The following is a 21,281-nucleotide window of genomic DNA, read 5'->3' on the forward strand; positions in this document are numbered from 1 at the left end:
CTCCGCCGTGGCTTGCGGGCGCTATTCGCCAGCCATTCGCGTGCTACGTCTGACCTGGAATCCATGCTTCAGCTCTTCTACTCGAACCGCTACGAAACGCTGGTCGGCGCGTTGCTCGACGATCTCGCGCAAGCGCCGTCCGACCCATGGACCGCGCGGCCCGTGATCGTGCCGAGCGCGGCCGTGCGCCGGCGGCTCGAACTCGATATCGCCGCGCGCCAGGGCATCTGCGCGAACGTCAACTTCGGCTATCTCGCGCAATGGCTGTGGACGCAGATCGGCGGCGTGATCGAAGTGCCGAAGCATTCGCCGTTCGCGCCGGACAGGCTCGTGTGGCGCTGCTACCGTCTGCTCGAAAACGGCAGCGAGGCCGATGTGTCGCTGCCGTGGAACGCGTCGCCGCGTCTGCGCACCTATCTCGATGCGGCCGACCCGTCGATGCGCTACGAACTCGCGCGGCGCGTCGCGACCGTGCTCGATCACTATCTGACCTATCGTCCCGAATGGCTGCTGCAGTGGCAGAAGGGCGGCTCGATTTTCGCGAGCGGCGCGGCCGACGATACCGGCCCGCGTCTCACCGGCGCGAGCGAGGCGGCGCGCGAGGACGAGCGCTGGCAGGCGGCGCTGTGGCGCGCGGTGCTCACGGAGCTCGCGCAGGCCAGCGGTAATGCGCACACGCCCGCGGCCGCGTTGCCGCCCGCATATCGCTTCCTCGATGAAATCGGCACGCTCGACCTCGAAGCGATCTCGAACGCGCAGTGGCCCGAGGCGGTCAGCGTGTTCGCGCTGCCCACCATGCCGCCGCTGCATATCGCGTTGCTGCGCGCGTTGTCGCGCTGGATCGACGTGCGTCTGTACGTGCTGAATCCGTGCCGCGAGTTCTGGTTCGACGTGGTCAGCGAAGGGCGCGTGCAGGCGCTCGACGCGGCCGGGCAACTCGACTATCAGGAAGTCGGGCATCCGCTGCTCGCCGAGTGGGGCCGCCAGACCCAGGCGCAACTGCATATGCTGCACGAGCTGACCGAGAGCGCGGCGTCGGCCGAAACCGGCGACTTCACCGAGAACCCCGAGCCGAGCTGGCTCGCCGCCGTGCAGAACGGCATCCTCGAACTGCGCGATGAAACCGATGCCGACGAGTTGCCGATCGAGCGCGGCATCGAAGTGCATGTGTGCCATAGCCTGTCGCGCCAGCTCGAAGTGCTGCACGACCGGCTGCTCGGCTGGTTCGACGAATTCGACGATCTGCAGCCGTCCGACGTGCTGGTGGCCGTGTCCGATCTCGCCGCGGTCGGCCCGTTGATCGACGCGGTGTTCGGCACCACGCCCGCCGGCGACACGCGCCGCATTCCGTATCGGATCACCGGTTTGCCGCCGTCGCAGGCGAATCCGGTCGCGCGTCTGCTGCTCGACTGGCTCGCGTTGCCCGAGCGCAGCGTCGGCGCGCCGGAGCTGATCGAATGGCTGCGCGTCGACGCGATCGCGGTGCGCTACGGCATCGACGCGAATTCGCTCGAAGCCGCGCAGGAATGGCTCGCGGCGGCCGGCGCGCGGCGTGGGCTCGTGCCGCTCGAACCGGTCGGCGAGCACGTGCCGGTCGCGCGTCATACGTTCGCCGATGCGCTCACGCGGCTCTATCTCGGCTACGCGATGCCGGCTGGCGGCGAGCCGGTCGACGCGTGGCTGCCGGTCGAAGGCGCGGACGGTTCGGATGCCGAATTGCTTGGCCGCCTGTCGCGTTTCGTCGACGACATCGACAGCTTCGCGGCGAATTGCGCGATCGAGCGCACGCCGGCCGAGTGGTCGCAACTGCTGCTCGAAACGCTGGGACAGTGCTTCGACGGCGGGGTCGATTTCGCCGATTCGCTCGCGGCCGTGCGCGATGCGCTCGACGCAATGAATGCCGCGATGCAGGCCGGCGCGCAGGACGTGCCGCTGCCCGCATCGGTGGTGCGCAGCGCGCTCACCGAAGCGCTCGACGATCCCGCGCGCGGCGGCGTGCCGTGGGGTAGCGTGACGTTCTCGTCGCTCACCAGCCTGCGCGGCTTGCCGTTCCGGATCGTGTGTCTGATCGGCATGGACGACGGTGTGCTGCCGTCGCTCGCGCGTGCCGACGAGTTCGATCTGATGGCCGCGTTCGGCAAGGCCGGCGACCGCCAGCGTCGCGACGACGAACGCAATCTGTTTCTCGATCTGCTGCTCGCCGCGCGCGAGCGGCTCTTTATCGCGTACACCGGCCGCAGCATTCGCGACAACGCGCCGCTGCCGCCGGCCGCGCTCGTCGATGAACTGCTCGATCATCTCGCGCAGGTGTCGGCGGGCGAGGACGCGAGTCCGGCGGAGGTCGAGTACGCGCGGCGCGAATTTATCGTCGAGCATCCGTTGCAGGCGTTCGCGTCGGACTACTTTGCGGCGCAGCCCGACCTGTTCACGTACGACGCCGATCGCGCCGAGCTGGCCACCTTGCTCGCCGAGCCCCGGCATGCGGGCGCCGCGCCGTTCTTCGATCGACCGCTGCCGCCGGAAGACGCGCGCGAGGTCGAGTTCGACGATTTCGTGCGCTTCTGGCGTCATCCGGCGCGCGCGCTGCTGCGCGACCGCCTCGGCATTGCGTTGACGGATGCGCAGGGCGAGCTGCTCGACACCGAGCCGTTCGATCTCGACTACGCGGGCCGCGACGCGCTCGCCGAGCGTCTGTTGCCGGTGCTACTCGAAGCCGACACCGACGACAACGCGCTGTTCGGCCGCGTGCGGCGCGTCGCCGAGGCGAGCCCTGAGCTGCCCGGCGGCGCGACCGGCGCGGTATGGCGCGCGCGCGAACTGAATGCGTTGCGGCAACTGGCGTTGAGCGTGCGCGACGAAGTGGCGTCGGGCGTCGAGCGTTTGCCGTTCGCGCTTGAGATCGTGCCGCGCTGGCCGGAGCCCGGCGTGAATGCGAATGCCGGAGACACGCACGTACACGCGCACGCGCTGTTTGGCGCTTACGACGCATTCCTGCGCGAAACCGCCGAAACGCCGCTGCAATTGCGCGGCACCCTGAATCTGCTGACGGGAACGGGACAGGTGATTTTTCGTTACGCCAAGGCGACCGCGCGCGACTACCTGTCCGCGTGGCTCGCGCATCTGGTCTATTGCGCGGCGCTGCCTAACGGCCCGCGCCGCACCGTGTGGCATGGCAGCGGCGAGAGCTTCGAGCTTGCGCCGGTCGCCGCGCCGCTCGACGAACTCGCGCCGCTCGCCGCGCTATTCCGCGCGGGGCGCCGGCTGCCGCTGCGGTTCTTTCCGAAGAGCGCATGGACGCGAGTCAGCGAAAGCGATTCGGCCGCGCAGGGCGTGTGGATCAACGACCGCGTGCGCGGCGAATCCGACGACCCGGCCTTGCGTATCGCGCTACGCGGTACGCCGCTCACGCTCGACGAACCGTTCGGCAGTCTCGCCGCGATCGTCTTCAAGCCGTTGATCCAGCATCTGCGGAGCGGCTCATGAGCGACGCGCTGCGCCATCACACACTGGTTGCCGAAGAGCTCGACGTATTCGCGTGTCCGCTCGACGGCGTGAACCAGATCGAAGCGTCGGCGGGCACCGGCAAGACGTGGAACATCTGCGCGTTGTACGTGCGTTTGCTGCTCGAAAAGAACCTGAACGCCGACCAGATTCTGGTCGTCACGTTCACCAAGGCCGCGACCGCCGAGTTGCACGAGCGCATTCGCGGCCGGCTCGCGGAATTGCAGCGCGCGATCAAGATGGACGACGACGGCGGTGATCCGTTTATCCGGCGTCTGTTCGAAACGACGCTGGCGCTGGAGAGCGGCATCGAGCGTGAGGACGCGTTGAAGGTGGTGAGCCGAGCGCTGCGCACCTTCGATCAGGCCGCGATCCACACGATTCACGCGTTCTGTCAGCGCGCGCTGCAGGAAGCGCCGTTCGCCGCCGCGATGCCGTTCGCGTTCGAGATGGAAGCCGACGACGCGGCTCTGCGTTTCGAACTCGCCGCCGATTTCTGGCGCGAGCAGGTCGAGCCGGTCGCGCACGCGCATCCGGCGTTCGCCGCGTGGCTCGTCGCTAAACGCGCGGGTCCGGCGTCGCTCGACGAGCAGCTCGCGCGGCGTCTGAAAAAGCCGCTCGCACAACTGCGCTGGGGCAGTGTGGATGCCGGGGGAGTCGGCACGGATCCGCAAGCCGGCTTCGATGCCGCGTGCGCGCTGTGGCAGGCCGAGCGCACCGCGATCGTCGCGTTGCTCGACGACGCGCAGGAGCGTCTGAGCAAGACCACCCACAAGCCCGACCACATCGGCGCGGCGATCGCCGCATGGAACGATTACTTCGCGCGGGGCGACTGCCATGCGCCGCCGCCGCGTGCCGCATTGAAGCTGACGGTGTCGGCGTTGAAGAAGGCGACCAAGGTCAAGTTCGAACCGCCCGCGCATCCGTTCTTCGAACATGCCGAGGCGCTCGCGGCGGCCGTCGTCGCGGCCGAGGCCGCGCAGCGCGCGCGCTGGCTCGCGCTGGTGCAGACGTGGCTCGACTACGCGCCGGCCGAACTGGTGGCGCGCAAGCGCACGCGCCGCGTCGTGTCGTTCGACGATCTGCTCGCGAATCTGTATCGCGCGCTCGCCGCGCATCCGTGGCTTGCCGATGCGTTGCGCAGCCGCTATCCGGCCGCGCTGATCGACGAGTTCCAGGATACCGATCCGCTGCAGTTCGCGATTTTCAGCCGCATCTTCGCGCCGGCGGGGCCGCTGTTTCTTGTCGGCGATCCGAAGCAGGCGATCTACAGCTTCCGCGCGGCGGATCTGCACACCTATCTGGCGGCGCGCGAGTCCGCGTCCGCGTGCTACACGCTCGCGGTCAACCAGCGCTCGACCGCGCCGATCGTCGATGCATGCAACCGGGTCTTCGAAGCGAACCCGCAGGCCTTCGTGCTCGATGGGCTCGACTATCAGCCGGTGCGCGCGGGCGAGCGGCGTCGCGCGCCGTTTGTCGAGCCCGACGCGGGCGGCGGCGATTTTCGCATCTGGAGCTTGCCGCAAGGCGAGGGCGCCCTGAGCAAACGCGACGCGCAGCGCGCCGCGAGCGAAGCGTGCGCGGCCGAAATCGTGCGGCTGTTGCGCGGCGCGCGCGAGGGTGTGGTGACGATCGGCGACAGGCCGCTCGCACCCGGCGACATCGCGGTGCTGGTGCAGACGCACAAGCAGGGTAGCCTCGTCAAACGCGTGCTCGCGGCCTGGGGTGTCGGCAGCGTGGAGCTGGCGCAGGCGTCGGTGTTCGCGACGCTCGACGCCGAGCAGATCGAGCGCGTGCTCGCCGCGATCGACACGCCCGGCGATCTGCGTCGTCTGCGCGCTGCGCTCGCGACCGACTGGCTCGGACTCGACGCCGCCGCGCTGTGGCATCTCACCCAGGTCGCCGACGCGCCGGTGCCGCTCGACGATCCGACAGAAACCGCCGACGCGATGGGCTGGGTCGAACGTTTTTCGCGTTACCGGATGCTGTGGCACGAACGCGGCTTCGCGGTGATGTGGCGCACGCTGATGCGCGAGCTGCGGGTTGCGCAGCGGCTCGTTGCCGGAGTCGACGGCGAACGGCGTCAGACCAATGTGAGCCATCTCGCCGAACTGGTGCAGGCGCGCGCGGCTACCCAACCCGGCATCGCGCCGACCTTGCGCTGGCTCGCCGCGCAGCGCGAGCAGGGCGGCGGCGAAGAGGCGCAACTGCGGCTCGAGTCGGACCGCAATCTGGTGCAGATCGTCACGGTTCACAAGTCGAAGGGCCTCGAATACGCGGTCGTGTTCTGTCCGTTTCTCGGCGACGGCGGCTTGCGCGAACCGCCATCGTCGGGCTTGCCCGATGCGCGCGAGTATCACGACGACAACGGCGACGCGGTGCTGCACTACGGCTGTGACGACGAAGAAGCCGAGCGCGCGTCGCGTTACGCGGTGCGCGAGCAGGCGGCGGAGCGCGCGCGGCTCGTCTACGTGGCGCTCACGCGCGCGGTGTATCGCTGCTATCTGGTGGCGGGCACGTATCTGTCGTCGCGTTCCACGAAGGAGTCGCGCCGCAGCGTGCTGAACTGGCTGGTGGGCGGCGCGGGCCACACGTTCGACGCGTGGCTCGCCGAGCCGCCCGACGAGACCGCGCTCGCGGCGAGCTGGCAGGCGCTGACTGGCGGCGCTGTCACGTTGCAGCCGTTGCCCGAGGTGACGCGCCGGGTGCCGCTCGAAACGCTGCAGGATCAGGGCGCGCATCTGCAGGCACGGGCGAATCGGCGGCTGTTGCGCGATCAGTGGCGCATGGCGAGTTTCAGCGGTCTGATCGCCGCGGGCGGCAAGAGCGGCGATGCTCATGCGCATGCGCCGCAGGAAGAGGTGCGGCCCGATCACGATGAAATCGCCGACGCACTCGAAGCCGTGCCGCTGCTCGCCGCGGCGCCGGCGGCAACCGCGTCCGTGTATGCCGACGACGACATCCTCGCGTTTCCGCGCGGCGCGGCGGCCGGCGACTGTCTGCACCGGATGTTCGAGCTTGCCGATTTCACCGACGCAAGCACCTGGCCCGACGCGATTCGCGGCGCGCTGCGCGAACGGCCGGCGCCGGCCGCGCCCGAACTGGCGGCGCGTCTGCCCGCGATGATGCATCGGCTGATTGCCGACGTCGTCACGACCGAACTCGTGCCGGGCATGACGCTCGCGCAGTTGAATCCGCGCAAGCGGATGAACGAACTCGAGTTTCTGTTCGCGGCGCCCGCGCTGGATTTTCCGGCGCTGCGCGAACTGCTGATCGAATATGGCTACCCTGATGTCGCGCTGGAACCCGGCGTGTTGCGCGGCTTCGTCAAAGGATTTATCGACATGATCGTCGAGCACGACGGCCGTTTCTGGATCGTCGACTGGAAATCGAATCACCTCGGCGACGGCGTGGCCGACTACGCGGCCGCGCCGCTCGAAGCGGCGATGGCGAGCCATGCGTATCACCTGCAGGCGCTGCTCTATACGGTCGCGCTGCATCGCTATCTGAAGACGCGCGTGCGCGACTATGCGTACGACACGCACATCGGCGGCTACCTGTATCTGTTCGTGCGCGGTGTGCGGCCGGACTGGCGCGATGCCGACGGTACCGCCGGCGTACACGTGCGGCGCGCGCCGTTCGAACTGGTGGCGCTGCTGGATGCGGCGATGATCGGAGGTGGCGCATGAGTATGCCCGACATCCTCGCTCAGAACGCGGCGCCCCCGCTCGGGCTCGAAGACATCGGCGTCAATCTGCCCGCGCCGGCCGACTTCAGCATCGCGCTGGCCGAAGGCTTCGCGCGCCGCATCGGCATGCTGGCGCGGCGCGGCGGCGCATCGATGGACGCGGTGAAGTGGGCCGCGCGCGGCGCATTCGCGGCGAGCCGCGCGACCGCCGAAGGTCACGTGTGCGTGCCGCTGGCGACGCTTGCGCGCCGCTTCGAGGCGCCGAGCGCCGAGGTGCGCGCGGCGCTGCTCGCGAGCGGTATGGCGAGCAGCCTGAGCCACGATGGCGAGCAACACGCGGCGGCACTGCGGCCGCTCGTGATCGATGCGCAGGGGCGGCTGTATCTCGCGCGTTATTACGACTACGAGCGGCGTCTGGCGCGCGGGCTGGTCGCGCATGCGACGGCTGAGGAGTCGGGTGCGGCGGCGGAGGTCGATCGTTATACCGATGGCGATTCCAACGGCGATTCCGACGCGTTGCGCGAGCGTCTGCTGCGCTATTTCGGACCGCCGGGAGACGACGTCGACTGGCAGCGCGTCGCGGCGGTGATGGCGCTGTCGGGGCGGCTCACGATCGTCAGCGGTGGGCCGGGCACCGGCAAGACCACCACGGTGGTCGGTGTGCTTGCCTGTCTGCTCGACGCGCACGCCGAGCTGCGCATCGCGCTCGCGGCACCGACCGGCAAGGCGGCGCAGCGCATGCAGGAGGCGTTGCTCGCGCGCGCCGGCGATTTGCCGCCCGAGTTGGCCGCGCGGTTGCCGCAGACTTCCTACACGCTGCATCGGCTGCTGGGGTCGGGGCCGGGCGGGCGTTTCCGCCATCATCGTGACAATCCGCTGCCGTACGACGTCGTCGTGATCGACGAGGCGTCGATGATCGACGTCGCGATGGCCACGCATCTGCTCGACGCGATCGCGCCGAGCACGCGTCTCGTGATGCTCGGCGACAAGGATCAGCTCGCGGCGGTCGAGGCCGGCGCGGTGTTCGCCGAACTGAGCGCGCGGCCCGCGCTGACGCCGCGTGGCTTGCGGCGCATCGCTCAGGCGTTGGATATCGACGAGGTTCGGCTGGCGCAGGCGCTGCCGCAAGCGTCGGATGATCTCGATGAAATTCAGTCCGACGAATTCTTCGTGCCGCCCGAGGCGCTGCACGGGTTCGACACGCCGCCGCTTTCGTCTGGACCGTCCGGCGATCTGTTCGATGGTGTCGACGACATCGGCGCTATCGACAACATGGCCGCCGACGCAGGCGCGCCCGAGCAATGGTCGGCGCGGCCGGCAAGCGAAGGCAATCCGCTCGCGGATTGCGTCGTCTGGCTCGAGCGTAACTACCGGTTCGGGCTCGAATCGCCGATCGGCCGTCTGTCGCTCGCGATTCGCCACGGCTTGCCGAGCGCCGCGCTCGAGGTGCTGCGGATCGATCCGGCCGAAACCTGCGCGGCCGCATTGCACGAAGACGCTCACACGGCGCTGACCGAGCGCACCGTCGCGCGACTCGCCGCCGGCTTCGCACCGTACGCCGACGCACTTGGCGCGGCGCTCGCCACCGGGACGCCCGATCCGCTGCCGTTGTTCGACGCGCTGAACCGTTTTCGCATCCTGTGCGCGACGCGGCTCGGTCCGCGCGGCGTCGATCAGGTCAACGCCGCGATGGCGGCTCAGGTGCGCCGTGCCGCCGGTGTGACACTCGCGGTCGGCGCGCAATGGTTCGCCGGCCGGCCGGTGATGGTCACGCGCAACGACTATGCGCTCGGGCTGTTCAACGGCGATATCGGGATTGCGCTGCCGGGTGCGGGTGGCGCGCTGCGGGTGTATTTCCGCAGTGGCGACGGCGGGGTGCGCGCGGTCTCGCCGGCCGCGTTGCCGCCGCACGACACCGCGTTCGCGCTGACGGTCCACAAGTCGCAGGGTTCGGAGTTCGAGCACGCGGTGCTGGTGTTGCCGGCGGCGTTCAGCCGGGTGCTGTCGCGCGAGCTCGTGTACACGGCGATTACGCGCGCGCGGGAGCGCGTCGAGGTGATCGGCGCGCGCGCGGTGTTGGCGCAGGCCGTCGCGACGCCGACCCAGCGCGATTCGGGACTAGCCGCGCGGATCGCGGAGGCGTGGCGTCGATAGGCTTGAAGTAGGTCGTTGTGAGAGTTGAAGTGTGGGGCGCAGGGGCGTTCAGCTGACGATTCCGCTCGCCTGCGCGCTTGCTTCGACGCTGCGGCGCATCGTTTTGCGATACCACAGCGTCCACAGCCCGAGGCCCGCGTAGATGCCGTAGCCGATGAACGGCGAGACGACGAGGAAACGCTCGATCGGCCACGTGAGCGCCATCCATGCGCGCAACGCGGTTTCGGCGGTGAGGCCGACGCCCCAGACGAGCGTCATCATCCGCATGGCCGACGCGAGGCCGGGGCGTTCGCGCCACAGCGCCTCGAAGTGAGCGGCGCCGCCCTCCATTTCGCGGGCGACTGTCGCGCGGGCGAGGTAGAAGATCAGCGGGCGGCGCATCGGCAGCGACAGCAGAAACGCCACGCCGACCGCACCCGACACCAGCGACTCGCGCAACAGCAGCATGCGCGGACTGCCGCCGAGCGCCATCGCCCCGATCGACAGCACGATGCCGACGATCACCATCGCGCTGAGCGCATCGACGCGGCGAAAGCGCACCAGCTCGATCGCGCTCCACACGAGCGGCGGGACCGCCGACGCGATCAGCGCGCCGGTTTCGCCAACGTGCGGCCGCGCGAGCCGGTACGCGAGCCATGGCAGCAGGAAGTTGACGACCAGTTCGAGCAGGAAACCCGGACGGATTTTCATATTAATTTACGCTGTAAGCGAAAAGCGCAGTATCGACGAATGAAGTGTGCCGACGCAAATGATTTTTCGTTATGCCGGGCGCGCGATGCTGCGAGCCGGTCACGTTTGCGGTCACGATCGCTGATGGCCGGGCCGGGCCGGGCCCGACGCGCTGCGTGGGTGTCGGCGACGCAGCCACGCGATACAACTCAGTTTGCCGTCACGACGGCTTGTACACTGACGGTTCCCTACCTCATTTCACTCATGACTTCCCGTTATCCGATCCCGCCGAACGAAATCGAATTGACCGCCGTGCGCGCGCAGGGGGCGGGCGGCCAGAACGTCAACAAGGTGTCGAGCGCGATCCATCTGCGGTTCGACGTGCGGGCATCGTCGCTGCCCGAGGTGCTGAAGATGCGTCTGCTCGCGCTGTCCGATCATCGCTTGACGCGCGACGGTGTCGTCGTTATCAAGGCGCAGGAGCATCGGACCCAGGAGATGAACCGCGCGGCGGCGCTCGCGCGGCTCGACGAATTGATCGACAGTGTCAGCGTGACGCGCAAGGCGCGCGTCGCGACCCGACCGACGCGCGCATCGAATCTGCGGCGGCTCGATGGCAAGGCGAAGCGCAGCGAGGTCAAGTCGGGCCGCGGTCGGGTAGACGAGTAGGGGGTGTTCCCGCGCGATGTGATGTCGGCGGCGCGAACCGCCCGCTACCGCTTCCCGCCGCGCCGACCGCTGCGCACTTCCGCGCTGGGCGCGGCCTCCGGCACGAAATCGACGCACAGCACGTGGGTGCCGTCGCGCTCGAACGCGATCGCCGCGGTGTAGCAATCCTGACCATCGGCGAGCGAATAGTGTGGTCCCATCATCGCGACGCGCCCCGGCGCGGCGAGCGCGTGCCGGAAATACGCGCGCCGCGACCAGTTGCTGCGCGTCTCCGCATAGAGCGGCGCGAGGCGCCGCGGCGGGGGCGGTACCGAGACCGCCGTCACGGAGGGCAGGGTCTGCTCGCCCTGGCCGTCGGTGAGAAACACGCGGCGCGCTTCGGGCAGATGCCAGATCTTTTGCGCGGCCTGTTCGAGATCGCCGCTCGTCTTGTAGGTGTCGGCGGCCGCGAGCACCGCTTCCGCGAAGCCCTCGAAGCCGAGTCGCTGATGGCTCGCGTGCGCGCGCTCGTAGTCGGCGAACTTGCTCCAGATCGACGCGACGAGCTCCGGCACCTTCGTGCAGGCGGCCTGCACGCTGCTTTTCGGCTGACCGAACCAGAAGCCCTGCACGAAATCGACGTCGGCCTGCATCAGGATCATCAGTTCCTCGTCGGTTTCGACGCCTTCGGCCAGCACCAGCGTGCCCGACTGATGCAGCATCGCGATCAGATGGCTGATCATCGATTCGTCGCCCTCGCGCTTGCCGGCGCGCTCGACAAGCGAGCGGTCAAGCTTGACGATATCGGGGCGAAAGCGCCACACGCGATCGAAGTTCGAAAAGCCGGTGCCGAAATCGTCGATCGCGATCAGGAAGTCGCGCGGCTGCGACGCCGCGAGCATGCTGGCGACCGCCGATTCGTCGTCGGCGGGCTGCTCGAGCACTTCGATCACGATGCGCTCCTGCGGCAGGCCGAAATGCGCGGACAGCTCATCGATGAACGCGCGCTGCGGCCAGCCGGTCTCGAATACCTGCGGCCGCGTGTTCAGAAACAGCCAGCCGGTGTCGATGCCTTGCTCCATGAAGTTCGCGACATGCAGGCAGCGCGCGATGCGGTCGAGTTCGCGCGCCTCAGCGGCCGAGCGCGTGCCGGAAAACAGCACCTCGGGCGAGACGGGCAGGCCGACCGGATCGAATGCGCGCAGCAGCCCCTCGCAGCCGACCACGCACTGGTGCGTAACCGACAGCACCGGCTGGAACACGCTATGCAGTGTCAGCGCGCGCCACGTCGCGGTCCAGCCGGACTCGCCGCGAACCAGATGCGGGAGCAGGCCGCTCAGACTCAATTCGCTGACGGATGGCATAGAGGCGGGCATGAGAGCGGACATGGGATTTTTGCGGCAAGCAGGTGAAGGGGCACGCAAACCCATTCGGCGCGCAGTGCTCGCTCGTTCGATGCGTCGACGGGACAACGCAGATAGGGCCCGGAAACGCGGAGAACGATGCCAGCCATGCTGGATTTCCGACGAATTGGTCAAAATGAGTCTAGCAGTTCGCGGCGCGCAACAATGTGCGGGTTGTCACAAACACCGAAGCGCGAAAATTGCCCGCGAAGCGGCTGCCCGCGGCCATCCGGCAATGCCTGTCGAATCCCTTGCCGAAGCGTTGCGCGTGCTTGCCGCGCGCAACGGCTGCCCGATGTCGCTGGCTGCTCCTCTCAAGCCGAGGGTAACAGGGCGCGCAGTGCCCGCCCGCCAAATTCCAGGCGCGGATGATGCGCGGGCGCGAACGTCGGCATAGCGGTTTGCGGAGTCGATGGGGCGAGGTCTTGACCGGCTTGGCTGTCGCGGTTTTGCCGGGCGCGCCGGGTTGGCGGCGTGGCGGCCAGAGGCGAGGTTCTTGCGCGATGGTGCTTGCCGGCTGCGTACCGGCTGCGTACCGGCTGCTTGCGGCGCGGCCCGCCGGCAGGTTCGCCGGCCGGCGGTTATGCTGCTGCTTTTCGTAAGAGGAGATGAGGCAAATGGCGGAAATCGCAGTGGTGGCAATTTCGGTGGCGAAGCCTGGTTGTGACGAGCAGTTGCGCGTGACGCTCGAAGGGATCGTCGGGCCGACGCGCAATGAAGCGGGGGTGCTGCAATATGACCTGCATCGCGATGTGCAGGAGCCGCGCCGGTTCGTGTTTGTCGAGCGTTGGGAAAGTCAGGAGGCGCTGGCCGCGCACGCGAAATCCGCGCATATCCAGGCGTACCGGAAAGCGGTGGCGGATTGGGTCGAGCACGCGGAAATTCGCGTCGTGTCGAAGATCGCCTGAGCGTGGGACTGAGATGCGCCTGGTGAGCGGCATTGAGTTGAACGGCGTGAGGGGCTGGCCGGCTGGCTGGGCAATCTGACGCGGCCTCTGGAAGAGGGCGGACGCGTTTGTTGGGCGAGCCGGCTTCAGGCACTGGGCTCCTGGGCGTTCACCACTCGCGAGGCGCCGGCAATCAGGCCGGCCATACGCCGGGTAGCGGGCACGGGGCCCACGGCGGCGCGTCGAGCGGCGGATCACGCGTCGACCCGGGCCGGCGCGGTTCTGCGCCTCGCCAGCCCGCGCGCCGCTGTCGACGTTTAATGCGTCGCTTGCGGCACGTCGAGAATCAGGATGATCGTCCAGTCCGCGTCGCCGTCATGGTGATACTGGCGTTCCGCGACGATGAACGGCTGCTGCTTGCCAGCCGGGCCGAGAAACAGCACGTCGCCTTCCATCGGCAGGCATTCGACGGGCGGCAGCGCGAGGTACGCTTCCTGACCGCCGCGCGGCATCAGTTTTTCAATCTTGCGAGATGCTGCTTCGGTCCATTCGATATCTAGCTGGATGTTGCTCATGCTGTCCTCCGCACCTGGGTGCGCACGGGTTAGGGGATGCCGGCGGGCTGCCGGGCGGTGCGCGACTTTAGCATACCGAAAGCGCGGCGCTGGCGGCCTGTCCCGGCCGATGGGCGTTTGCAGGCGGCGTGCCTGCCGCGGCGCTCATGGACGCTTGGGGTACTCATAGACGCTGGGCGCTCACGTCGGCGCGCTGCTTTACCTCGCGCTTGCCAACTTCGTTCCGCTCTCCGGCTGAATAACAAAAAAGCCGAAACCGGCAATGCCGGCTTCGGCTTTTCCACCTGCACGGCCGGGCCGTGAGGCGAGACCCTCAACTACGCTCAGGAACCCGAAGCGTCGGGGGCCTTCTTGTGATGGTGCGGAGCCATCTTGTGCTGCTTGGCCGGCATGGCAGGCGCGCTGCCCATCGACTGTTGGCGATTTTGCAAATCCTGCGCGCGCTGTTCGATGTCCGCGGCCTTAGCCGGATCGGTGCTGGTCATGATGCCGTTGTCTTGCGCATAAGCCGCGCCCGCTGCGGCACAGAGCGAAACCAGGATCGCCAGGGACACTTTCTTCATCGTTACCTCCGTAGAGTGGTGGTGGACCCGTTATTGCCTGTCCATTGGGAAAGACAATGCATTCTATCGAGCAAACTCTGCTCCAGCCGATGGCTTTGTAACTGTGATAAACATTTGTTACATCTCGTAATTATCAACCGATGCGCAATGGCTGGGCGGCCTATGCAGTGTGTCCGCAGTTCCGGTGCGTCTCAAAATAGCTCGCACGATGAGCGAGTTGGCGGAGCCGGCCGTCATCAGGTGAAGCCCCGCGCCGTGCGCATTCAGAACCAGCCGATCGCGCTATAGACGTGAAATTGCGCGATCCCGATCAGCTCATGCAGCGCGATTTCCGCTGCGACGAGGTTGTCGAAACGCGGCAGCAAGCCGAGCCGCGCGTGGCGTGCGCTCGAAATCTGCGGCTGCGGCTCGACGCCGAAGTGCTGAAAATCGAGCAGCGCGCGTGGCATCTGATACGCGGACGTGACCAGTATCAAGGCGTCGTAATGCGATTGGCCAACAATGGCTGATACGTTGCGTGCGTTTTCGTAGGTCGTGCGGCTTGTTGTCTCGAGCACGATGTCCGAGCGCGCCACCTGCTGGCGCAGCAGATAGGGTAGGTAGGTATCGGCTTCGGTGGCGCTGTGACGCTGCGGATTGCCGCCGCTCACGATCACCTGGCAGTTGGCCGCGGCGCGCTTGCAGGCCGCGTAGTTCTGCGCGCTGACCTCGATGCGCGAGAGCACGTCGCGCGGCGGCACGAGCACGTCGTTGTCGTCGTAGACCGTGCCGCCGCCGAGCAGGATGATCGCGGTGCGTGGTGCGAAAGCGGCGGGTGCGGCGCTATGCCGTTGCGGTTGCGCGAGATCGAGAAGCGGCGCGGTCAACCAGCCGGCCGAAAGCAGCCAGAAGAGCGCGATTGCGCAGATGACGAGGCGGCGGCGGGCGCGTTTCCATAGCACGATTGCTGCAAAAAAAAGCGCTAATAAAGTGAATAGAATCAATTTAAATGGGGTAACGTATGTCTTTCGGGACAAATCTACGGGCTTGCCATCGCGCCGCGGCGGTTGCATCGTCGGTTCGTAGAGAGAACGCTAGCACGACGTTCAGACGGGGGTTCCGAAAACGAGACCAGGCAGCATCTGCCGGAATTCCGCTGTCGGACAGGCGGCGAGCTTCCGGACAGAAGCGGGTGCTACGCGTTTCACCGGTGGCACGGTGAGCCGCGAGCATGGATGTGTCATAGCTGCACTTTAAGAAAGAAGTGAGATGACCACGTATTCCAACGAAGCCGTACTTGAAGCGCTGCGGCGAGCGCAATATCGTCAGGTTCCCTGGGCCAGAAGGCCCGGCGTTTTCCAATATCTTCGCGCGCTGGGTTTGATGGACACGGTTCGGCAGCGCACCGTCGCACCGGCGCCCGGTTTTCACGCTCCGGTCGACATCGCTGTGCTCACCGAGCGCGGCAGAGCCGAATTCGCACGGCTCGAACATGACGAGCGCATGCTCACGTGGACCGCGCAGCGCATGAACGATTATGTTCTCGCCGCCGAACCGCATTCCGCCGCGGCGGCCGAAGTCAGGCCTTAGCTCAGGGTTCATCGCTGTTCAGTTCCTTGTCCGCTCGGGCTTACCACCCCTTGGCGGGCTGTCTGTTCCGCCCGACGGTCGCCGCGCGCGGCTGGGGCGGTTCGCTGCTTTCCCATTCCACAAAGCGGCGGCGCGATTGCGTCGACCGTTGCCTATGGCGTTTTTGCGCCCGTTTTGCGCTTCTTTCGCGCGAAAAAAAGCCCGTATCGCGAAGATACGGGCGTACCGGAATTACTACTGCCACGCTGTGCTAATGGCGTTGAGTCTGACTGGTTCGATGCCGGGTGGTTCCCCGATTATTCACTGGCGATGCGACGATCGCGTTGCGTTTCCCGATGACGCTGCCCGCACCCGTCCCACGACCTTCAACGACGCCGCGACTCTTCGCGTGGCGTATCGGGCCGCGCCCGCACGTTGCTGGCGATATCGCCGCGCAAGTCACCGCGCGGCGCCGGTGGCGTGAAGTCGCGATTACGCGCCTCGCTTTGCTGCCACGCTTCCAGCGTAGCCTGACGATCCGGCCGCCAGTTCCATCCCTGCGGGCGCTGCTGAGCGAGTGCCGGTGCGGCCATCGATGAAATCACAATGCCGCACAACAGCAATGACATTGGTTTCATACCAAGCTCCCCCTTGAGCGCATCGGCTCAAGGCCTGTTTTGCATAACTACAAAGGTATGCCGCGTTGCGAAAGCACGCTGTAATTAATAGTAAATGGATGTTTCACCCGGAGCATTTGCGCATCTGGGATGTCTGAGGCAACGCGGAAGAAGGGTGGCGGGGATTGTGCGGAATGGGTTACGAAGCGAGTTGCCGAAGCGTGGCGTCGGCCGATTGGATAGGGCGTAGCAGGCGGCCGCTCGTCTGAGGCCGACATCCCGACCTGCGCATACACGCGCAAACAGCGCGGCGGCGGCCCGATAAAAAACCGGGCGCCCTGAGGCGCCCGGTAACAAGGCAGTTTCGCGTCAGGCCATCTTGACCGGCGCGCGCCACGATTCCGGATTGGTCCAGAACGCGCCGCGCAGACGGTCGCGGCTCGGGGGTGCCGGCGGTTTCGCCGCCGTCGCGCCAATCCGGCCGCGCAGCGAAATTTCGCGACCGCTCGTGCCAAGCCGCTTCACTATTTCAGCGAGCGTGCCATCGGCCTGCCACTCGTCGAAGCGCCGACGGCACGTCGGCGGCGACGGATAGCGGCCGGGCAGCTTGGACCAGCCTTCGCCCGTCGACAGTACCCAAAGCACAGCATTGACCACCGCGCGCGCTTCCACGCGCGGCCGACCGCGCCGTTCGCTCCGCGCCGGCTCGGCACAGAACAAAGCCTCGACCAGCGCCCACTCGTTGTCTCTCAAATCGTCGAACAGCATCATGTTTCACCTCAGCGAAGCTAACTCCGGTGCGCTGCCCCGCGCCGCGCACTCTTCAAGCACTCGATAGGCGAGTGCCCAAGGGGACGGGCTTGCCACGATTCGCTATTCAGTCAGAAATCATGGCGCCGACCCTGTGCGCCTCATAACGCACGAACTGTGCCAATTTGATTCCGATCGCCTGAAAGCCCGTGGCGGCGGGCCAACGCGGGCGCCAACCAGGGGCGTATGAGAATCCAAAAAACCCATCTCGCAAATCGGGACAATCACCAATCTTGTGCAGGGAGGCCCGACCAGCGTGCGTTCGCGCCTTTTTGCTGCATTGCAACGAATGCACCGGAAAGGGCGAAACAGCGGGGATTTGGCCTTACAATGCGCATCAAATATCGCCATTGATGAGGCCGACAAATGAATGTGACGCTGCGACAACTACGGGTTTTTATCGAGGTCGCGCGCCTGCAAAGCTTCAGCCGGGCCGGCGACGAAATCGGCCTGACGCAGTCGGCGGTCAGCCGCTGCGTGCGCGAACTCGAAAGCGAGATCGGTCTGAAGCTGATCGACCGCACGACCCGCGAGGTGCAATTGACCGACGTCGGCGGCAACCTCGTGTCGAGCGTGTCGCGCCTGTTGTCCGATCTCGACGACGCGTTGCGCGAGATCCGCGAAATCGGCGAGCAGCGCCGCGGTCGGGTGGTGGTGGCGGCCAGTCCGACGGTCGCGTGCCGGCTGATGCCGCGCGTGGTGGCGGCGTGCGTGCAGCAGTTTCCGTACGTGACGCTCGGTTTGCGCGACGACGTGCAAAGCGACGTGGTGCGCAAGGTGAAATCGGGCGAGGTCGATTTCGGCGTGATCATCGGCCCGTTTTCTGACGACGATCTGCTCAGCGAAACGCTGATGACCGACTCGTTCTGCGTCGTCTTGCGCGACGATCATCCGCTCGCCGCGCGCACGCAGGTCGCGTGGCGAGATCTCGACGGCGCGCAGATGGTGATGCTCGATTACGCGTCCGGCAGCCGGCCGATCATCGACGCGGCGTTGCAGGCGCACGGCGTGAACGCCAGCGTGGTGCAGGAACTCGGCCACTCGGCGACCGTGTTCGGGCTCGTCGAGGCGGGCGTCGGCGTCAGCGTGCTGCCGTGGCTCGCGTTGCCGCTGCCGGCGGGGGCGTCGCTGGTCGCGCGCCCGCTCGTGCCGCGCGCGGAGCGGCGCGTCGAACTGGTGCGACGGCGCGACCGCTCGCTGTCGCCGGCGGCCGAAGCGGTGTGGAATCTGATCCGGCAGTTGCCGGGGCGGGCGGAGGAGTTGAACTGAGCTGAGCCGAGCCGGGTTCAACTGGCCGATGCCGTGCCCTCAAGCCAGCCGTTTGTTTCGTCCCGCCTCGGCCGGGCGGCGCGCTACACTACCGCCTTTCCTCGCACGACCATGGCGCGTGCCTCGACCCCTCTTTTTTCCATCCATCTGGAAGCCTTGATGAGCGAATTGGATCTGCCCGTGTCCTCTACCCCGAATGCGCGCGACGCGGTGCGCGCGCTGCGTCCCTCGCAGATCCGTGAAGTGGCCAACGCCGGTTTCGGCGTCGAAGACGTGCTGCCGTTCTGGTTCGGCGAGTCCGATCGCGTGACGCCGGACTTCATCCGCGATGCCGCGAGCGCCGCGCTCGCCGCCGGCGCGACGTTTTACACCCACAACCTCGGCATCGCGCCGTTGCGCGCGGCGCTCGCCGGCTACGTCAGCGATCTGCACGGCGCGACGTCCGCCGAGCACATCGCGGTGACGAGCGCGGGCGTCAATGCGCTGATGCTGGCCGCGCAACTCGTGGTCGGCGCGGGCGACCGGGTGGTCGCGGTGACGCCGCTGTGGCCCAATCTGGTCGAGATTCCGAAGATTCTCGGCGCGCACGTCGAAACCGTCGCGCTCGGCTATGGCGAACGCGGCTGGCAACTCGACGTCGATCAATTGCTGGCCGCGCTGACGCCGGACACGAAGATGCTGATGATCAACTCGCCGAACAACCCGACCGGCTGGGTGATGAGTCGCGACGATCAGCGCACCGTGCTCGAACACTGCCGGGCTCGCGGCATCTGGATCGTCGCGGACGAAGTCTACGAACGGCTTTACTACCCGGACGACGCGAGCGGCGCGCGCACCGCGCCGTCGTTTCTCGATCTGGCGACCCGCGACGAACGCGTGATCTGCGTGAACTCGTTCTCGAAGGCGTGGTTGATGACCGGCTGGCGGCTCGGCTGGATCGTCGCGCCGACCGCGTTGATGGACGATCTGGCGAAGCTGGTCGAGTACAACACCTCGTGCGCGCCGTCGTTCGTTCAGCAGGCGGGCATCGCCGCGCTCGAGCAGGGCGAGCGGTTCACGCAGGAGCTCGTGCGCGATCTGAAGACGTCGCGGGACCATCTGGTGCGGGCGCTGTCGGCGGTGCCGGGCGTCGACGTGAAGGCGCCGTTGGGCGCGATGTATCTGTTCTTTTCGATGCCGGGCGCGGCGAGCAGCCTCGAGTTGTGCAAGGCGATGGTGCGCGAGGTGGGGCTCGGCGTGGCGCCGGGTAGCGCGTTCGGGCCGCAGGGCGAGGGCTTCGTGCGCTGGTGCTATGCGTGCGATACGGCGCGGCTCGATGCGGGCGTCGAGCGTCTGCGGCAGTTCATGGCGCGACATGGGGGCGTTTGAGGCCGCGGCGGGCGTAATTCCGTTCGCGAAGCGGGGTCGATCCGGGAGCGGGGCAAGTCCCGCCTCGGGTCGGCCGAGATAGGCGAAAATCGGACGCCGGCGGATTTTTCGTCGCAAGCCCCGCGTGTTGTCGCTCAGGCGCGCCGGTCGGCTCAGGCGGCGAAAATGCGCGAGGGATTGCGGCTTTACGCCCCGGTCGTTTTTGCGTAATATGGCGCTCAGTCACGCGGTTCCTTTCAGGAATTTCGCCGCTCCGTCCGGCTGGGTCTGGCTCGATAAGTCTGTTCGCCGCCCCCCGGTGCGTGCTCCCATCAATATGACCGATCAGAATCGGGCGAGCGCGTCTTCAGTTCCACATCGTCTGTTTGATCCGGTTCTTTGACCACAGGGTCTGACCTAGCTGCATGAATACCCAAGAGGCGAAGATCGTCCTCGAGACTGCCTTGATCTGCGCGCAGGAGCCGTTAAAGCTCGGCGAATTGCGCAAGCTCTTTGCCGATGGCGTGTCGGCAGACACCGTTCGGACCTTGCTCGAAGACCTTAAGCGGGACTGGTCTGGGCGCGGTGTGGAGTTGGTCGGGCTGGCGTCGGGCTGGCGGTTTCAAAGCAAGCCCGCGATGCGTTCGTATCTGGATCGTTTGCATCCGGAAAAACCGCCGAAATATTCGCGCGCGGTGCTCGAAACGCTCGCGATTATTGCCTACCGGCAACCGGTTACGCGGGGCGATATCGAAGAAATTCGCGGTGTCACGGTGAATACGCAGGTCGTCAAGCAGCTCGAGGATCGTGGCTGGATCGAAGTGATCGGCCATCGCGACGTGCCGGGGCGCCCGGCGCTGTACGCGACCACGCGACAGTTTCTCGATGACCTCGGCCTGACGGCGCTCGACGAATTGCCGCCGCTCGCCGATCCGTCCGCGCAACTGAACGCGGATCTGCTCGGGCAGCACGCGATCGAGTTTGCCGAGGGCGAGGCGCAGAGCGCGTCGCAGGGTGGCGGCCAGAACGCGGAAGGCGATGAGGTTGGTGAGGCCGTTGAGGTGTCGTCGTCGGATGCGCTGGAGCAGGAACAGCCGGTCGAGGCGGAGCAGGCCGCGCACGCCGTAACGGCGGCAGGCACGGCACCGGCAGAAGCGAGCGCCGACACGACCGAAGCGGCCGCTCGCGCGCTTGACGCGCAAGCCGCGTCGGCAATCGAGCCGGAAGCCGAAGCCGAGCCGCAAACGGCCGGGGAGTTGGCCGAGGACTCGGCCGGAACGACCGGCACGACGCATGCTGCCGACGCAGACGCTGCGGCGCATGAAGCACCAGAACAGAACGGACCGGCACACGCGGCGACGCAGACCAGCATCGCCGGTTCGACACAGCATCACGATCCGGTCGCCCAGACCGATCCGGCAATACCCGCGCACGACTCGGGCGTGTCTCGCCATACGGAGCACGCCGCCGAGCCGAACTCGAGCGAAGCGGCGCACGACGATCACGAAGATCGCCGCGATGTCGCGCAGGACGCAGGTTTTCTGACCGACGACGAAACCGAGTCGCGCAGCGCCTGACGTAACCGAACTATTTTTTTGCCGC

General features: G+C 67.0%; 15 protein-coding genes and 1 pseudogene. 9 read left to right on the forward strand and 7 right to left on the reverse strand.

The window, feature by feature from the left end; all coding sequences use genetic code 11:
- Positions 1-63 precede the first annotated feature (63 nt).
- The 3 genes from recC to HHL14_RS15445 are packed head-to-tail and all read left to right on the forward strand — an operon-like array spanning position 64 to position 9,343.
- On the forward strand, positions 64-3,483 hold the full coding sequence (gene recC, locus HHL14_RS15435) for an exodeoxyribonuclease V subunit gamma (RefSeq protein WP_169498480.1): 3,420 nt from the start codon (positions 64-66) through the stop codon (positions 3,481-3,483).
- Complete coding sequence (gene recB, locus HHL14_RS15440) at positions 3,480-7,190, forward strand: exodeoxyribonuclease V subunit beta (protein WP_169498481.1); 3,711 nt, start codon at positions 3,480-3,482, stop codon at positions 7,188-7,190. Before recC ends, recB begins: the two co-directional genes overlap by 4 nt.
- Positions 7,187-9,343 carry an AAA family ATPase gene (locus HHL14_RS15445; RefSeq protein ID WP_169498482.1) on the forward strand — a complete coding sequence of 719 codons (2,157 nt, stop codon included), beginning with the start codon at positions 7,187-7,189 and terminating at the stop codon, positions 9,341-9,343. The genes recB and HHL14_RS15445 overlap by 4 nt, the downstream gene beginning before the upstream one ends.
- A gap of 48 nt (positions 9,344-9,391) precedes the next feature.
- On the opposite strand, the gene HHL14_RS15450 is transcribed toward HHL14_RS15445, so the two are convergent.
- Entirely contained in the window at positions 9,392-10,033 is a 642-nt protein-coding gene (locus HHL14_RS15450; protein ID WP_169498483.1) for a VC0807 family protein, read from the reverse strand.
- A gap of 243 nt (positions 10,034-10,276) precedes the next feature.
- Here HHL14_RS15450 and arfB point away from each other — a divergent pair, with 243 nt between their 5' ends.
- A complete protein-coding gene (gene arfB / locus HHL14_RS15455; protein WP_169498484.1) occupies positions 10,277-10,681 on the forward strand; it encodes an alternative ribosome rescue aminoacyl-tRNA hydrolase ArfB in 405 nt (134 codons plus the stop codon).
- Positions 10,682-10,725: 44 nt separating this feature from the next.
- Here the strand turns inward: arfB and HHL14_RS15460 are convergent, their stop codons facing one another.
- Positions 10,726-12,048, reverse strand: coding sequence for an EAL domain-containing protein (locus HHL14_RS15460; RefSeq protein WP_230413055.1), 1,323 nt, complete (start codon positions 12,046-12,048; stop codon positions 10,726-10,728).
- A gap of 632 nt (positions 12,049-12,680) precedes the next feature.
- Here HHL14_RS15460 and HHL14_RS15465 point away from each other — a divergent pair.
- A complete protein-coding gene (locus tag HHL14_RS15465) occupies positions 12,681-12,971 on the forward strand; it encodes a putative quinol monooxygenase (protein ID WP_169498485.1) in 291 nt (96 codons plus the stop codon).
- A 296-nt stretch (positions 12,972-13,267) separates the two neighbouring features.
- Here the strand turns inward: HHL14_RS15465 and HHL14_RS15470 are convergent, their stop codons facing one another.
- The 3 genes from HHL14_RS15470 to HHL14_RS15480 all read right to left on the reverse strand — a co-directional run bounded on the left by HHL14_RS15470 (position 13,268) and on the right by HHL14_RS15480 (position 15,071).
- Entirely contained in the window at positions 13,268-13,525 is a 258-nt protein-coding gene (locus HHL14_RS15470) for a hypothetical protein (RefSeq protein ID WP_008923870.1), read from the reverse strand.
- A gap of 323 nt (positions 13,526-13,848) precedes the next feature.
- Positions 13,849-14,088 carry a hypothetical protein gene (locus HHL14_RS15475; protein WP_169498486.1) on the reverse strand — a complete coding sequence of 80 codons (240 nt, stop codon included), beginning with the start codon at positions 14,086-14,088 and terminating at the stop codon, positions 13,849-13,851.
- A 263-nt stretch (positions 14,089-14,351) separates the two neighbouring features.
- The gene (locus HHL14_RS15480; RefSeq protein ID WP_230413056.1) at positions 14,352-15,071 is read right to left on the reverse strand and encodes a YdcF family protein; all 720 of its coding nucleotides are present in this window, start codon (positions 15,069-15,071) and stop codon (positions 14,352-14,354) included.
- A gap of 265 nt (positions 15,072-15,336) precedes the next feature.
- Here HHL14_RS15480 and HHL14_RS15485 point away from each other — a divergent pair, with 265 nt between their 5' ends.
- A complete protein-coding gene (locus HHL14_RS15485) occupies positions 15,337-15,657 on the forward strand; it encodes a hypothetical protein (RefSeq protein ID WP_169498488.1) in 321 nt (106 codons plus the stop codon).
- A gap of 365 nt (positions 15,658-16,022) precedes the next feature.
- On the opposite strand, the gene HHL14_RS15490 is transcribed toward HHL14_RS15485, so the two are convergent.
- Entirely contained in the window at positions 16,023-16,274 is a 252-nt protein-coding gene (locus HHL14_RS15490) for a hypothetical protein (RefSeq protein WP_169498489.1), read from the reverse strand.
- Between the two features lie 351 nt (positions 16,275-16,625).
- A pseudogene (locus HHL14_RS15495) lies at positions 16,626-17,021 on the reverse strand (transposase); the annotation flags it as partial.
- Between the two features lie 408 nt (positions 17,022-17,429).
- Here HHL14_RS15495 and HHL14_RS15500 point away from each other — a divergent pair.
- The 3 genes from HHL14_RS15500 to scpB all read left to right on the forward strand — a co-directional run bounded on the left by HHL14_RS15500 (position 17,430) and on the right by scpB (position 21,256).
- Positions 17,430-18,332, forward strand: a complete 903-nt coding sequence (locus tag HHL14_RS15500) for a LysR family transcriptional regulator (RefSeq protein WP_169498490.1) — start codon at positions 17,430-17,432, stop codon at positions 18,330-18,332.
- Positions 18,333-18,491: 159 nt separating this feature from the next.
- Positions 18,492-19,700 carry a pyridoxal phosphate-dependent aminotransferase gene (locus tag HHL14_RS15505; RefSeq protein ID WP_169498491.1) on the forward strand — a complete coding sequence of 403 codons (1,209 nt, stop codon included), beginning with the start codon at positions 18,492-18,494 and terminating at the stop codon, positions 19,698-19,700.
- A gap of 404 nt (positions 19,701-20,104) precedes the next feature.
- Positions 20,105-21,256, forward strand: coding sequence for an SMC-Scp complex subunit ScpB (gene scpB, locus HHL14_RS15510; protein WP_169498492.1), 1,152 nt, complete (start codon positions 20,105-20,107; stop codon positions 21,254-21,256).
- The last annotated feature ends 25 nt before the right edge of the window (positions 21,257-21,281 follow it).

Origin of the sequence: Paraburkholderia antibiotica (assembly GCF_012927125.1) — a bacterium.
GTDB classification, from domain to species: domain Bacteria; phylum Pseudomonadota; class Gammaproteobacteria; order Burkholderiales; family Burkholderiaceae; genus Paraburkholderia; species Paraburkholderia antibiotica.